Origin of the sequence: Streptococcus sp. CF8_Ac1-9, assembly GCF_024295565.1 — a bacterium.
GTDB classification, from domain to species: domain Bacteria; phylum Bacillota; class Bacilli; order Lactobacillales; family Streptococcaceae; genus Streptococcus; species Streptococcus parasanguinis_X.
The window spans coordinates 157145-171428 of record NZ_JANCOY010000001.1; the positions used below are offsets into that span (position 1 = coordinate 157145).

Sequence of the window (14284 nt, forward strand, 5' to 3'; positions counted from 1 at the left end):
GTTAATTTGAATAAGGAGATAAAAATGAATAACTTACCAAACTGTCCAAAATGTAACTCTGAATACGTCTATGAAGATGGAGCGCTCTTGGTATGCCCAGAGTGTGCGTATGAATGGAACCCAGCTGAGGTCGAAGAAGAAGAGGGTGTCGTAGCGATTGATGCCAACGGAAACAAATTGGCTGATGGCGATACGGTGACTCTGATCAAAGATTTAAAAGTGAAGGGTGCACCAAAGGATTTGAAACAAGGAACGCGCGTGAAAAACATCCGTATCGTGGAAGGAGACCACAACATCGATTGTAAGATTGATGGCTTTGGTGCAATGAAACTCAAATCAGAATTTGTGAAGAAGATCTAAAGAAAAGAAGAAATAGTTCTATATAAAGTATACAAATTAATAGAGTTGTTTAAGTTTATAAGGAACTTTCCGCTGTGAGGAAAGTACTTGAAACAATATTGTTTCAAGTACTCGGGAGTTTTGAAACTTTGGGTTCAAAACTAAGTCATGGAACTTCGAAGAAGTTCGCTGACGTCCGTCTTCACTTAAGGAAAGTTCCTGATTAATCTGAAGGGCCTAGCCCTTTTCTTTCAGGAGAATACTATGAAATTCAAACTATTATTTAGCTATCGTTTTCTATTGTTTATCTTAAGTGTAATCGGCGTTTATCTGCAACTGACCAAGCATGGTGGCTTTGGCATGATGCTCTATTACACCATTTTATCTAACATGTTGGTCATGTTCTTTATGGGAGACATGGTTTGGCGCATGGTTCGAGGTCGTTCAACGCAGACTCAGGACTACCTTCGTATGAAAGGCGCCGTTACCATGTCCATTATGATCACCTGTGTCATCTACCACTTTATGTTGGCGCCTCTGGCGACTCCTGAGAAGTTTTATCGTTTGGAAAATTTCCTCTGTCATTACATAGTTCCTTTGATGTTCTTCTTTGATACCCTAGTGATTGATAAAGCCAAGCAATACCGAAAGCTCGATCCCTTCTTTTGGACCTCGATTCCCCTGGCTTACATGCTCTTTGCCCTTCTCAATGGATTGGTCTTGAAGTGGCCGATTCCAGGAGCAAAAGATAGTCCCTTTGCCTATTTCTTTATCAATGTCAATAAATACGGCTGGGCCTTTGTGGGCAAATGGGTGGTGATCATCTTTATCGCCTACCTTTTAGCTGGCTATGTGCTCTATGGGATCAAAAATATCAAGCGAAAATCGGCTATTTCTGAGTAAAAGCCGAACTTTATTCGGACGAAAAGTCTTGTTTTTAAATTTTTTTGAAAAATGTTGAGTTTTTTCTTGCATGTCGTTTGAAACTGTGATATAGTTATCTCAATTAAATAAATCCTTTAATCCTGTCCCGTGAGGCAGGCAAGGAGACTGTGAAAAACAATGGCTAGGACCATAGGGCGAGACTCTATCCTCTTAGACCATTCATTTGCTGAACCTCCTTGAAAAAGGAGGTTTTTCTTTTACATCTAAGGAGGACTGAATGAAAACCAAAGAAGTCGTTGATGATTTGACGATGAAGCGGGCCATTACCCGCATCACCTACGAAATCATTGAACGAAACAAAGATTTAAGCCAGATTGTGCTGGTGGGGATCAAGACGCGTGGTGTATACATCGCTCGCCGTATCCAAGAACGCCTCTCTCAGCTGGAACAAATCGATGTCCCTGTAGCAGAACTAGATACCAAGCCTTTCCGAGATGACATGAAGGCGACAGAAGATACAACGGTGTTACCAGTTGATATCGCTCATAGAGAAGTCATCTTGATCGATGATGTCCTCTATACAGGTCGCACGATACGCGCCGCCATTGACAATCTGGTCAGTCACGGTCGTCCTGCTCGGGTGAGTCTGGCGGTTCTAGTCGACCGTGGGCATAGGGAGTTGCCGATTCGTCCGGACTTTGTTGGGAAAAATATCCCGACCAGTAAGTCAGAGGAAATCATTGTCGAGATGGTGGAGCTAGACGGCCAAGACCGCGTCCTCATCAAAGAAGCTTAAACAAATTGTAAACTATTTGCATTCACATTATAAAAGGAGAATCAACATGTCTGAAAATCAAATCGCTCTTAAAAACCTTGTCTCAATGGAAACTCTTACCAATGAAGAAGTAATGGCATTGATCAAACGTGGGATTGAGTTCAAAAACGGAGCTAAAGCATCCTACGAAGACCAACACATCATCTCAAACCTTTTCTTTGAACCTTCAACTCGTACCCACAAAGCCTTTGAAGTGGCAGAGTTGAAATTGGGATGTGATCTCCTTGACTTTGATGTGAAGACAAGCTCTGTGAACAAAGGGGAAACACTTTACGATACCATCTTGACCATGTCAGCTCTTGGTGTAGATGTCTGTGTCATCCGTCACCCTGAAGTGGACTACTACAAAGAATTGGTTGAAAGCCCAACGATTACAGCTTCTATCGTCAATGGTGGGGACGGTTCAGGTCAACACCCAAGCCAAAGCTTGCTTGATTTGATGACCATCTACCAAGAATTCGGTCACTTTGATGGCTTGAAAGTTTGTATCGCTGGGGACTTGGATCACTCACGTGTGGCTAAATCAAATATGCAAATCTTGAAACGTTTGGGAGCAACCCTCTACTTTGCAGGTCCAGACGAATGGAGAAGTGCGGAATTTGAAGACTATGGAACCTTCGTCACTATCGATGAAGTCATTGAAGAAGTGGATGTGATGATGTTCTTGCGTGTGCAACACGAACGTCATGATTACGAATCACTCTTCTCTAAAGAAAACTACCACCGTCTTCATGGCTTGACTCAAGAACGTTATGACCGTATGAAAGATACAGCGATCTTGATGCACCCAGCACCAGTCAACCGTGACGTTGAAATTGCGGACCACTTGGTAGAAGCTCCTAAATCTCGCATCGTAGAACAAATGACCAACGGTGTCTTTGTCCGTATGGCCATCATTGAAGCCGTTCTTAAAGGTCGCGGTGCAAAATAAGATAACTGACAATTCATTGAAAGGAAAGGAAGAGGACAGAGTAGACAGCTACATGGAATCTGACTTTCCTTTTTTTGAGGAACTATGATAAAATTGGATTAGTGTAAAAAGAAGGGAGGGGTTCGATGAAACGATTATTGGTCCTAGAGGATGGGACTGTATTTGAAGGAGAAGCCTTTGGTGCAGACTTATATGTGACTGGTGAATTGGTCTTTACGACAGCCATGACAGGCTATCAAGAATTGATCACGGATCAGGCTTTTAGTGGCCAGATCCTCTCCTTTACCTTTCCAGTTATTGGCGCAACAGGGATCAATCGAGATGATTCTGAATCGATTACGCCCACTTGTTTAGCAGTAGTCGTTCAGCATCTAGTGGAGATGCCGAGCAATTGGCGGCAGCAGATGACCTTGGATGAATTCTTGAAGCGAAAAAAAATCCCTGGTATTGTAGGGATTGATACGAAACAGGTGGCAAAAATTGTCCGCAAGTATGGACGGATGAAGGCGACTGTCATTAACAAGGGGGATTCGATCGAGCATATCTTGGATCAGTTGCGAGCAACGGTCCTTCCCAAAGACCAAGTGCGTCAAGTTTCTACAAAAACGGCCTATGCTGTACCAGGTTTTGGAAAGAGTATTGCCTTGATTGATCTAGGGGTCAAGCACTCTGTCTTACGCCAGCTGAGTCAAAGGGACTGTAATGTGACAGTTTATCCCTATGATATCTCTTATGATGAACTGATGGAACAGCAGCCCGATGGCGTTATTTTATCCAGTGGGCCTGGCGATCCCCATCAGGTGAAAAAACTCTGCCGCTTGATCAAAAAGCTCAATGGTCAGATTCCAATCTGGGGTATGGGCTTGGGAGCACAGGTATTGGCTCAAGCTTACGGGGCTGAGCTAGCTCCCATGGAAGTTGGGCATTTCGGTTTAAATATTCCCGTCCGTGAAATTGCGACAGGGAAAATCGAGATAACGAGTCAAAATCACTTGTATAGTATCGCACGCGATAGCCTACCCCATGATTTATTGGTCACGCATGAAAACGTCAATGACCATAGTATCGAAGCTTTTCGCCATCGTTACCAACCGATTTTAGGGGTTCAATTCCAAGTGGATGCGAGTCCAGGGCCAAGGGAAAATCTCTATTTTTACGATGAATTTTTAGAATTGATTGATGCCAAAATTCACGAAAGTAGAAGGGAGAAGGAATGATGAAAGAAAACCAGAAATTGCTTCTCCTATGTGGAGATTCTTATCAGGATATTAGCCTCTTGGCTGCGGTAAAGGAAGCACAAAAACTTAATGCCAAGGATGGGAATGCTCTGGTCCTTTATCTGGGCGAAGAAAATACTATCACCCAAGAAGCTGGAAAACAGGTTGTAGTCAGTAAGCTTAAGCTGGATGCTCTTAGGACGATTCTTCTTTCTTATACTCGATCTCGCTTGCTCTTAGCTTTTGCGGATAAACAGATTTTAAATCTCTTATTTCGATTGGAAGAAACTGGATTTTTCAAAGAGGCATCGATTAGAATTGTGGGACCGAGCCTTCAACGTTACCGCACCTTTTATCAGCAGGCGGATCAACGACGTCTTTTTCAAGAGTTGGGCTATCAGGTACCCGCTTCCGCACTGGTTGGTTCGGTTCGCGAAGCCATTGAGTTTTCTGAAGGCATTCAATTTCCCATTATGATCTGGCCGGTAGCGAGTAAGCAAGGGCAGGGGCGAAAGATTGCTCATAACCTGGATGACTTGTGCGAAGCAGTAGAAACAGGACTTTCGGTCTCTCCAAGTCAGCAGTGTTTGCTAGAGTTTTCGACCTATGGCTTTAAGGAATTGGATTTTGTGGTCATGCGGGATCGCGAAGACAATCACTACCTGGCGGCCTCTATTGAAAGCATTGATCCTGTCGGGATCCACTCTAGTGACTCTTATCAATTTATGCCAGCGGTCACCCTGACTGACCGGGAGTTTCAAAATCTTCGTGAAGCAGCGATCCACATCAGTCGCTATTTGAAGCTGACAGGAGCCATTTCGATCAAGTTTGCTTTGGATCCGACGAGCTATGCTTTTTATATCCTAGAAGTTAATCCATTTGCTTCAGACAGTATCTCGATGGCCTCAATGGGCTTGGGCTATTCCTTGTTTGAGCAAGGTGTTCAGTTACAATTGGGACGCTCTCTCGAGCATCTGCCTCATCCCTTGTTAAAGGATTTAAAGGCCGTTTACGAACCAAGTTTGGACTATATCTTCTTTAAGATTCCGATTTTTTCTGATGCTGCTAAAAATGCCCGCCTCAATACCCAAATTCACTCTTATGGGGCGGTTTATGGATTTGGGAAGAGAATCGATGAGGCTTATCAACAAGCCCTAGAAACCATTAAAGACAAGAACTTGCTGACCATCCTTCCTGAGGAAATGAGCGATGATGAATTAATCCAGAAAATTGCTCGTCATATGCCCCACCGGCTCTTCTATATCTTAGAAGCTTTGAAACGTGGTTTTGAGTTTGAGGAACTCTTGGATTTGAGTAAATTAGCACCTGTCTATTTGCAGGTCCTAGCCAATCTTGTAGCAATGGAAAAAGTAGCAGAAGTTGCAACAAGCCCAGCCTTTCTTCCGGTTGAGCCATCAGCTGGCTTATATGAGGTCAAAGCGGGAGCAGCCTATTATCTGACCCAGAATGGAACCAATGAATCATTGGGTTTGGACGATGCTTGTGTCTTGGTGGATGATCTAGAAATTCGTGATGAGCATTTTTACCAAAAGGTGCGAAAGCAGACGAAAGAGCTGAAAGAAAAAGGACAACAGGTGATCTTACTCACGAATCGTCCTTTTACAGAATCTTTGGCAGATAAAGTCTACTATCTTCCGATCAATGAGACAAGCCTTCACCTGATTCAGAAAATTGATCAGGTCAAAGATATTGTCAAGCTTTCTAATAGACAATAAAGGATCCGGACAAACTATCCGAATCCTTTTTTGTTTCTTATTTTTTGGTCACAATACCGATAATGGTATCAACTGCGCGTTCCATGGTTTGGAGACTTACGTATTCAAAGCGACCATGCATGTTTTCGCCACCGGCAAAGATATTTGGTGTTGGAATCCCCATAAAGGAAATTTTAGATCCATCTGTACCACCACGGATTGGTTCAATGATTGGAGTGATTCCAAGATCTTCCATGACTTCCTTAGCAAGGGTAATCGGTGTCATATCTTTTTCAATCACTTGCTTCATGTTGTAATACTGATCTTTGAGGGTGAGGAGAACGCGTTCGCTACCGAGCTCCGCATTCATCTGATCGGCAATAGATTTCATAAGGTCTTTGCGTTTCTCAAAGCTTTCAGTTTCAAAGTCCCGAATGATGTAGCTGGCACTTGCTTCTTCGACAGTTCCATCGATGTTCATCAAGTGGTAGAAGCCTTCATAGCCTTCGGTTAATTCTGGACGTGCTCCTTCAGGGAGTTTGTTATGGAAATCAATGGCTAATTGAAGAGCGTTGATCATTTGACCTTTGGCTGTACCTGGGTGGACATTGCGCCCTTTGAAGGTAATTTCAGCCCCAGCTGCTGAGAAGGTTTCGTATTGAAGCTCTCCAAGAGGACCACCATCGACAGTATAAGCAAAGTCTACATCGAAATCCTCTGCATCAAATTGATCTGCCCCGACTCCGATTTCTTCATCTGGACCAAAGCCGACACGGATTTCTCCGTGTTTGATTTCAGGATGAGCTGTCAGGTATTCAATAGCTGTCATGATTTCAGCGATACCTGACTTATCGTCTGCACCCAGAAGAGTAGTACCATCCGTCGTGATCAAGGTTTGTCCCTTGTAGTTGTTCAAATGAGCAAAATCAGCTGGGTCGAGTGTGAAACCAGAGTCACCAAGGGTAATGACACCGCCATCATAATTCTCAACGATTTGTGGATTGACATTTTCGGCATTGAAGTCAGCGGTATCCATGTGAGAGATAAATCCAATCTTGCGTGTAAAGCTTGGATCATTAGCTGGAAGTGTCCCAATAGCATAGCCGTTTGGTAAATAGTAGACGTTTTGAAGCCCCACGCGTTTCATTTCAGGGATCAAGATGTTTGTTGCAAAATCAACTTGTGATTGGGTACTTGGAGTGGTTGTAGAATTTTCGTCTGAACGTGTGTTAACCTTTACATAGGTAATAAAACGGTCCAACAAATTTTGGTATTTCATGATCATTCTCCTTTTTCAGATTTAATTAATTTGTGAATAGCATGGGCCACGCCATCCTCATCATTGGTCAGGGTGATGAAGTCTGCGATTTCCTTGACAGCAGCATTGCCATTTCCCATAGCGACGCTGTAACCAGCAAAACGTAGCATTTCAAGGTCATTATTGGCATCTCCAAGAGCCATGACCTGGTCTCTCCTATAACCTAATGTTTGACTTAATGCTTGAAGAGCAGAAGCCTTGCTCGCGCCTTTTGGCAAGATTTCAAATAAGATATCCTGTGAACGAACAGTGTTAAAATCGGCCTCTAATGCAGCCTCGTTCTGAGCTTGGAAGTCATCAATAGCAGAAGGATCTCCTACGTACATGGCTTGAAAAATAGGAACAAGGTTGGGCAGATCCTCTTCTGAGACAGGTGTCGGTTTACTATTAACAATACCCGCATCCATCGTGACAAGTTCACTGGCTTCAGGTGCAACCACTAGGTAGTGATCCATATCAAATAAGGTTAGCTGGACGTCTGTATCTTCCGTCAAAACTTGCAACCGGTGCATGTCCTCAAGGCTTAATTCTTCCTTACCAATGATTTCCCAATTCTGAGTAGACAAGGTTGTACACCCGTTATTGATAATCATATAGTAGTTACCATCAGGAAGTCCAATCTCTTCAAAGATAGGACGTACACCCGCTAAAGGGCGCCCAGTACAGATCACAATATCATAACCGGCTTCATGGGCCCGGTGGAGAGCTTCAATATTGCCTTTAGAGAGAGTCTTATCCTCATGCAAAAGAGTTCCGTCCAAGTCAATCGCAATTAATTTAATCATTTGATTTCCTCCAAATCAAGAGGAACAAAGCCATCAATCACTTTTCCAATCACCCCAGGTTCCTCATCTAGTGGAATGATTTGATCACTATATTTCTTATTGAGGGAAACCAGTCGAATACCGTTGGCCTCACGAAATACTCGTTTGATCAACGTTTGCCCATCAAAATCAATGGCATAAATAGCCCCTGCCTGATCATAATAGGTTTGCTTGATTAACACAACGGCCCCTTTTACGTATTTAGGCTCGAGGGAATCCGTATGAATCCAAAAAGCCAAATCGTAAGGAATCTTTTGATCAAACCAGACGATATCAGCTTGTTTCTGATTTTGGTAAGCTGCAAAAGAATCATAGACAGAATAAGAGTGGTATTGCTTTTCAATTTTCTGTCTTTCTTTCTGATGGGTCAAGAGACTCTTTCCATAAGAAAGAAGATTTTCTTGATTTCCTTCATCGAGCTTTTTATACAATCGTTCGATCTCTGAATCAATGACCACAAAATCATTGCGCAAACGAGGGTCAATTTCAGCAACTGCTACCTGGAAAAAGGCTGCAATCTTCTCTAAATTTTCAGGAACGGGAAGAGAAGTTCCTTTTACATATCCAGTCAGGGTACTTGCAGGGATTCCAGTAATACGAGATAATTCGATCTGTTTTTTTCCTTGTTCTTTCAGTAATTCTCTGATTTTTTCCGATATAATCCGTAATGCCTCTTTGTCTTGAGGGCTTGCTTTTCCACGACCTCTAGCCAACGTACTCACCTCCTTGTATTTACCCTTACTATTATAATGAATTAAATCGAAAAAGTAAATAGAAATCCCTGAGAAATGCGAAAAAAGATGAATTTGATCTAAATCGGATTTTCATTTTAAATTTTATCAGATATTCCTTTACTTTTTGAGGAAAAAGATCTAAGATAATACCAAAGGGTTCATGGAGGTGAAGGCATGATTCGTACTGTTCAAGTTAAAGATGCAGGTCAAATTAGAGATTTATGTCACCAAGCATTGGGGTATGATTCGACCCTGGAGAAAGTGGCAGCTCAGATTGATAAATTTAATTCGCCAGATTCGGATCATTTTTGCTTTGTTTATGAAGAGGACCAAACAGGCCATATTCTTGGCTATGTGGAAGCAGAAGTTTATGAAAGTCTCTATAGTGACGCCGGTCTGAATGTTTTGGGTCTAGCGGTTTTTCCATCTGCTCAAGGACGTGGGATTGGTCGCCAATTGATGGAGCGAGTAGAAGATCTTGCCAAAAGGAAGCATTATGCTTTTATCCGTTTAAATTCTGCCTCTCATCGAAAAGAAGCCCATCTCTTTTACGAACGAATAGGCTATGAGGGTAATAAAACGCAGAAGCGATTTTTGAAAATAATGAATTAAGATAGGCAAAGGCCTATCTTTTTTGTTATAATGAAGAGTACGATTAAATTTACTAGGAAGATGATTATGCCAAATTTTGAAGAATTAAAAAAACGACAAGAGAAGATTCGGAACTTCTCGATCATCGCCCATATTGACCATGGAAAGTCAACCTTGGCCGATCGAATTTTAGAAAAAACCGAAACCGTGTCTAGTCGGGAGATGCAAGCCCAACTTTTGGACAGCATGGACCTGGAACGGGAGCGTGGGATTACCATCAAGCTTAATGCCATCGAGTTGAACTACACGGCTAAAGATGGGGAAACCTATATCTTCCACTTGATTGACACACCAGGACACGTGGACTTTACCTATGAGGTTTCGCGGTCGCTCGCTGCCTGTGAGGGGGCCATTCTCGTAGTGGATGCCGCTCAAGGGATTGAAGCTCAGACCCTAGCCAATGTCTACTTAGCGCTGGACAATGATTTGGAAATCCTTCCAGTCATTAACAAGATTGACTTGCCAGCTGCAGATCCAGAACGGGTGCGCACAGAAGTAGAAGATGTCATCGGCTTGGATGCTAGTGAAGCTGTCCTAGCCTCTGCCAAAGCTGGTATTGGGATTGAAGAGATTTTGGAGCAGATCGTTTGGAAAGTTCCAGCACCGACTGGGGATGTTGAAGCCCCTCTTCAAGCCTTGATCTTTGACTCTGTTTATGATGCCTATCGTGGGGTAATTCTTCAGGTCCGTGTGGTCAATGGAATTGTTAAACCAGGCGATAAGATCCAGCTCATGAGCAATGGCAAGACCTTTGATGTCACCGAGGTTGGGATTTTTACTCCTAAAGCAGTTGGACGCGATTTCCTTGCGACTGGAGACGTTGGCTATATAGCGGCCTCTATCAAGACTGTTGCGGATACCCGTGTCGGGGATACGGTGACTCAAGCGACTAATCCGGCAAGTGAGCCCCTACATGGATACAAGCAAATGAACCCAATGGTCTTTGCCGGTCTTTACCCAATCGAATCTAACAAATACAATGATCTTCGGGAAGCTTTGGAAAAATTGCAATTGAATGACGCCAGTCTTCAATTTGAACCAGAAACTTCTCAAGCCCTTGGTTTTGGTTTCCGTTGTGGTTTCTTGGGTCTCCTTCATATGGACGTTATCCAGGAGCGCTTGGAGCGCGAGTTCAACATTGACTTGATCATGACAGCACCGTCTGTTATCTACAAGGTCAATTTAACAGATGGCGAAGCACTAGATGTGTCTAACCCATCTGAGTTCCCAGATCCAACCAAGATCGCTTCGATCGAAGAACCGTATGTAAAAGCCCAAATCATGGTGCCACAAGAGTTTGTCGGGGCGGTTATGGAATTAGCCCAACGGAAACGTGGGGATTTTGTGACCATGGATTACATCGATGAAAATCGGGTGAATGTTATCTATCAAATCCCACTGGCGGAAATTGTCTTTGATTTCTTTGATAAATTGAAATCCTCTACTCGTGGCTATGCGAGCTTTGACTATGAGTTGTCTGAATACCGTCCTTCTAAATTAGTTAAAATGGATATCCTTCTCAATGGCGATACTGTCGATGCCCTCAGCTTTATCGTTCACAAGGATTTTGCCTATGAACGTGGTAAGTTGATCGTTGAGAAACTCAAGAAGATTATCCCTCGTCAACAGTTTGAAGTGCCTATCCAAGCGGCGATCGGTCATAAGATCGTGGCCCGTACAGATATCAAGGCCCTTCGTAAGAACGTCTTGGCCAAGTGTTATGGTGGGGACGTCTCACGGAAACGCAAGCTTCTTGAAAAACAAAAAGCTGGTAAGAAACGGATGAAGGCCATTGGATCCGTAGAAGTACCACAGGAAGCCTTCTTATCCGTATTGTCAATGGATGAAGAATAACAATTAGAGAGTGGGACAGAAATCGGTAACTCGTTAGAATTCGATTTCGTGTCCCACCTCCGCACAGTTGAGTAGGGCTGTATAAGCTGATGAAATCAGCGTAGTAGAGCCCACTCAACCACTGCGTCTTGCTCGACAATCCAAAGACAAATGAGAGGCTAGGACTTTTGTCCCAGCCTTTTGTTTTAGGTTTAAAAGAAATGAACTGAATTTGAAAGGTTCGATCAGATGTGACACGTATCCTATTTTAAAATACCCGGATTCATGATAGACTAGAGGAAAGAAACGTTCTCAAGGAGGTTGAGCATGAAACACAAATTACTAGTCGCATCCCTTACGGTTCTTTCTGTCTGCACACTAATGGCTTGTAGTCACACCACTAAAAAGGATACAGCTGCTTCTTCTACAAAAGAAAGTAGCAGCAAAGTCGAAAAGAAAACAAGTCATTCTTCGTCAAAGGATACTGCTTCTACAAAGAAAAGTACTACCAATCAAGAAACCAAGCGGATTGGAAATGCAGATTATGGATACATCAATATTCCAAGTAAATGGATCAAATTTACGGACCTTAGTGGGGTTGAGGCTGTCCAATATACTGATGGGAGTGGTTATAATATTGTTACCCTGAACAGTTTTACCAAAGAAAAAGCCAAAGTTCCCGCTGATATGGAGTTTAATGCTGAATTTTTAGCCAAGAAACTAGCCGTTATGTGGCAAGATAATAAGGATGTTGGCAAGATGACGGGAGCTCGAACAAAAGTCGCAGGTCTGGATGCCTACCAGCTTCAAATTGTGATGAAATCCGGTCAATACCTGATTACTTGGATCTTCCAAAAGGATGAAAAGGTTTACACCATTTCTTTTGAAGGAGATGCAGAAACCTTGAAAACCTTTATCCCGTATATCGAAGATACCTGGAGTCTGGATGGAACAGGTGCCGTAACGGATTGATGAAGTGAGGCTAGAATCATTTCTAGTCTCTTTATACTATAGAAATCGCACTTTCAAATCCTAAAAAATCATGGTAGACTAGAGGAAAGAAAATTCATCATTGAGGAGAGAATATGAAAAATAAGTTCTTACTCGCGTCTGTTACGTTTTTGTCTGTTGTAAGTCTTTCTGCTTGTACTAGTCCGAAGAAAGTGTCTAAAAAATCATCATTGGATACTAGTTCCACTTATGTGGTGAAAGAGACTACAATATCAAGTAGCAAGGTAGAGAAAGAAATATCGGATAGTGATAAGGAGGATGTGAAAACTAAACGAATCGGTTCAGCAGATTATGGTTACCTCAATATCCCGAGTGACTGGAAAAAGAATGATAGTATCCAAGTCGGAGATAATATTCAGTATACAGATAAAAACGCCTTCAATATTATTGTTTTAAATGCTGCCACTAGAGAAAAAGCAAATGTCCCCGAAGGAGTGAAATTTAATGCCGAGATGATGGCCCAAAGATTTGAGACTAGGTGGAATGACCCTAAACTTGTTGAGAAAATGATAAAATCTACAACGACCGTTGGAGGAAATGAGTCGCTTAAAATACATATTTTTCTCAAGTCAGGCCTGCAGGTTGCTGGTTGGGTATTCCAAAAAGATGATAAGGTTTATTTGATTGTTGTTGAAGGATTTGAGAAAACAATAACTCAATTTACATCTTATGTCGAAGACACTTGGAGCTTAGACGGAACAGGTGCTGTAACGGATTAATCAAGTGAGATAGATCGCTGGATCTATCTTTTTTCATAGTCTTTGTGGTATAATCTTTCTATTGTTTAGAAGAGGAAATAGAGGATGACACAGGAAATTGACTTAGAAAAATACCATCAGTTAGCGCTCCAAAAGCAAAAGGAGCATCGTAAGGTATTGGCGAATCTGAAAAAGAAGCCACCTAAGAATTTAGATAAAATAGCGCAAGAAATTCACGATGAAGTCTTTCAAGAAATTGATTGTACCGCCTGCGCCAATTGCTGTAAGACACTAGGACCCGATTTTAAGGAAGCAGATATCACGCGCATCGCCAAGTATTTCAAAATGAAGCTTCCCGCGTTTGATGCGGAATTTCTTCAAGTGGATGAAGATGGAGATAAGGTTTTTAAATCCATGCCATGTCCTTTCTTGGGTGGTGATAATCTCTGTTCGATCTACGATGTTCGTCCGAAAGCCTGTCGGGAATTTCCTCATACAGATCGCAAGAAGATCTACCAGATCAACCATCTGACCATCAAGAATACGCTGACTTGCCCAGCAGCTTATTTATTTTTAGAAAAATTGAAGGATCGTTTGTAATGACATATTCATTTTTACTATTTGACATAGACCACACCTTGTTGGACTTTGATACAGCGGAGGAAGTGGCCTTAACGCAATTCCTCCAAGATCAGGGGGTTCAAGATATTCAAGCCTTTAAGGATTACTACAAACCCATGAACCAAGGCCTCTGGAAAGATTTGGAGCAAAAGAAAATTAGCAAGAAAGACTTGATTAACAGCCGATTTGCGATCGCATTTGCCCATTTTGGTAGAGAGGTAGATGGTGAAGAGATGGCTCTTCGTTACCAGGACTACATTAGTCAACAGGGACAGAGTTTCCCAGGAGCGGAAGACATGTTAGCCAAGCTAGTAGAAAGGGGTTACCAGCTCTATGGTGCTACCAATGGTGTTACCGCTATTCAGCAAGGGCGTTTAAAGAAATCTGCCATCACCCCTTATTTCAAAGAAATTTTCATCTCTGAACAATTAGGAACTCAAAAACCGGAAGTGGCTTTTTACGAAAAGATCAGTAACTTGATCCCAGGATTTGCCAAAGAACAAGCTCTCATGATTGGAGATTCTTTGACGGCGGACATCGCTGGAGGCAATGCTGCGGGGATTGATACTGTCTGGTATAATCCGGATCATAAAGAAAATACCAGTCCAGCCGTTCCAACTTATGTTGTTGCTGACTATCAAGAACTACTGGCTATCCTTAAGTAAAGAGTTC

Annotated in this window: 15 protein-coding genes; 12 read left to right on the forward strand and 3 right to left on the reverse strand. The window is 42.5% G+C overall.

Annotated elements, in window-relative coordinates:
• Positions 1–24 precede the first annotated feature (24 nt).
• The 6 genes from NML76_RS00810 (at position 25) to NML76_RS00835 (ending at position 5943) form a co-directional block, all read left to right on the forward strand.
• On the forward strand, positions 25–360 hold the full coding sequence (locus NML76_RS00810; RefSeq protein ID WP_003016288.1) for a zinc ribbon domain-containing protein YjdM: 336 nt from the start codon (positions 25–27) through the stop codon (positions 358–360).
• Between the two features lie 243 nt (positions 361–603).
• Positions 604–1242 (forward strand): Pr6Pr family membrane protein, encoded by a 639-nt coding sequence (locus tag NML76_RS00815; RefSeq protein WP_049493071.1) that lies wholly within the window; start codon positions 604–606, stop codon positions 1240–1242.
• 259 nt (positions 1243–1501) lie between these two features.
• Positions 1502–2020: a bifunctional pyr operon transcriptional regulator/uracil phosphoribosyltransferase PyrR gene (pyrR, locus tag NML76_RS00820; RefSeq protein WP_003001719.1), complete on the forward strand. Its 519-nt coding sequence runs from the start codon at positions 1502–1504 to the stop codon at positions 2018–2020.
• A gap of 46 nt (positions 2021–2066) precedes the next feature.
• On the forward strand, positions 2067–2990 hold the full coding sequence (locus NML76_RS00825; protein WP_003007497.1) for an aspartate carbamoyltransferase catalytic subunit: 924 nt from the start codon (positions 2067–2069) through the stop codon (positions 2988–2990).
• A 125-nt stretch (positions 2991–3115) separates the two neighbouring features.
• Entirely contained in the window at positions 3116–4207 is a 1092-nt protein-coding gene (locus tag NML76_RS00830; RefSeq protein ID WP_254732454.1) for a carbamoyl phosphate synthase small subunit, read from the forward strand.
• Positions 4204–5943 carry a carbamoyl-phosphate synthase large subunit gene (locus NML76_RS00835; RefSeq protein WP_254732455.1) on the forward strand — a complete coding sequence of 580 codons (1740 nt, stop codon included), beginning with the start codon at positions 4204–4206 and terminating at the stop codon, positions 5941–5943. The genes NML76_RS00830 and NML76_RS00835 overlap by 4 nt, the downstream gene beginning before the upstream one ends.
• A gap of 37 nt (positions 5944–5980) precedes the next feature.
• Here NML76_RS00835 and pepT read toward each other — a convergent pair whose 3' ends face one another.
• The 3 genes from pepT to NML76_RS00850 are packed head-to-tail and all read right to left on the reverse strand — an operon-like array spanning position 5981 to position 8777.
• On the reverse strand, positions 5981–7201 hold the full coding sequence (gene pepT, locus NML76_RS00840) for a peptidase T (protein WP_254732456.1): 1221 nt from the start codon (positions 7199–7201) through the stop codon (positions 5981–5983).
• Between the two features lie 2 nt (positions 7202–7203).
• A complete protein-coding gene (locus NML76_RS00845) occupies positions 7204–8025 on the reverse strand; it encodes a Cof-type HAD-IIB family hydrolase (protein WP_254732457.1) in 822 nt (273 codons plus the stop codon).
• Positions 8022–8777, reverse strand: a complete 756-nt coding sequence (locus NML76_RS00850) for an XRE family transcriptional regulator (protein ID WP_024056088.1) — start codon at positions 8775–8777, stop codon at positions 8022–8024. The genes NML76_RS00845 and NML76_RS00850 overlap by 4 nt, the downstream gene beginning before the upstream one ends.
• Before the next feature lie 195 nt (positions 8778–8972).
• Here NML76_RS00850 and NML76_RS00855 point away from each other — a divergent pair, with 195 nt between their 5' ends.
• The 6 genes from NML76_RS00855 (at position 8973) to NML76_RS00880 (ending at position 14277) form a co-directional block, all read left to right on the forward strand.
• On the forward strand, positions 8973–9410 hold the full coding sequence (locus NML76_RS00855; RefSeq protein ID WP_223141841.1) for a GNAT family N-acetyltransferase: 438 nt from the start codon (positions 8973–8975) through the stop codon (positions 9408–9410).
• Between the two features lie 66 nt (positions 9411–9476).
• Positions 9477–11303, forward strand: coding sequence for a translation elongation factor 4 (gene lepA, locus NML76_RS00860; protein WP_254732458.1), 1827 nt, complete (start codon positions 9477–9479; stop codon positions 11301–11303).
• 306 nt (positions 11304–11609) lie between these two features.
• Positions 11610–12254, forward strand: a complete 645-nt coding sequence (locus NML76_RS00865) for a hypothetical protein (RefSeq protein WP_254732459.1) — start codon at positions 11610–11612, stop codon at positions 12252–12254.
• A 113-nt stretch (positions 12255–12367) separates the two neighbouring features.
• Positions 12368–13012 (forward strand): hypothetical protein, encoded by a 645-nt coding sequence (locus NML76_RS00870; protein WP_254732460.1) that lies wholly within the window; start codon positions 12368–12370, stop codon positions 13010–13012.
• A gap of 84 nt (positions 13013–13096) precedes the next feature.
• The gene (locus NML76_RS00875) at positions 13097–13591 is read left to right on the forward strand and encodes a YkgJ family cysteine cluster protein (RefSeq protein WP_254732461.1); all 495 of its coding nucleotides are present in this window, start codon (positions 13097–13099) and stop codon (positions 13589–13591) included.
• Positions 13591–14277, forward strand: a complete 687-nt coding sequence (locus NML76_RS00880) for a YjjG family noncanonical pyrimidine nucleotidase (protein WP_254732462.1) — start codon at positions 13591–13593, stop codon at positions 14275–14277. The genes NML76_RS00875 and NML76_RS00880 overlap by 1 nt, the downstream gene beginning before the upstream one ends.
• Positions 14278–14284: the final 7 nt, after the last annotated feature.

Coding starts and splice junctions, on each gene's coding strand:
- lepA (WP_254732458.1), top strand. CDS start 9,477: ATGCCAAATTTTGAAGAATTAAAAAAACGACAAGAGAAGATTCGGAAC.
- NML76_RS00865 (WP_254732459.1), top strand. CDS start 11,610: ATGAAACACAAATTACTAGTCGCATCCCTTACGGTTCTTTCTGTCTGC.
- NML76_RS00880 (WP_254732462.1), top strand. CDS start 13,591: ATGACATATTCATTTTTACTATTTGACATAGACCACACCTTGTTGGAC.
- NML76_RS00825 (WP_003007497.1), top strand. CDS start 2,067: ATGTCTGAAAATCAAATCGCTCTTAAAAACCTTGTCTCAATGGAAACT.
- NML76_RS00870 (WP_254732460.1), top strand. CDS start 12,368: ATGAAAAATAAGTTCTTACTCGCGTCTGTTACGTTTTTGTCTGTTGTA.
- NML76_RS00875 (WP_254732461.1), top strand. CDS start 13,097: ATGACACAGGAAATTGACTTAGAAAAATACCATCAGTTAGCGCTCCAA.
- pepT (WP_254732456.1), bottom strand. CDS start 7,201: ATGAAATACCAAAATTTGTTGGACCGTTTTATTACCTATGTAAAGGTT.
- NML76_RS00845 (WP_254732457.1), bottom strand. CDS start 8,025: ATGATTAAATTAATTGCGATTGACTTGGACGGAACTCTTTTGCATGAG.
- NML76_RS00810 (WP_003016288.1), top strand. CDS start 25: ATGAATAACTTACCAAACTGTCCAAAATGTAACTCTGAATACGTCTAT.
- pyrR (WP_003001719.1), top strand. CDS start 1,502: ATGAAAACCAAAGAAGTCGTTGATGATTTGACGATGAAGCGGGCCATT.
- NML76_RS00835 (WP_254732455.1), top strand. CDS start 4,204: ATGATGAAAGAAAACCAGAAATTGCTTCTCCTATGTGGAGATTCTTAT.
- NML76_RS00855 (WP_223141841.1), top strand. CDS start 8,973: ATGATTCGTACTGTTCAAGTTAAAGATGCAGGTCAAATTAGAGATTTA.
- NML76_RS00830 (WP_254732454.1), top strand. CDS start 3,116: ATGAAACGATTATTGGTCCTAGAGGATGGGACTGTATTTGAAGGAGAA.
- NML76_RS00815 (WP_049493071.1), top strand. CDS start 604: ATGAAATTCAAACTATTATTTAGCTATCGTTTTCTATTGTTTATCTTA.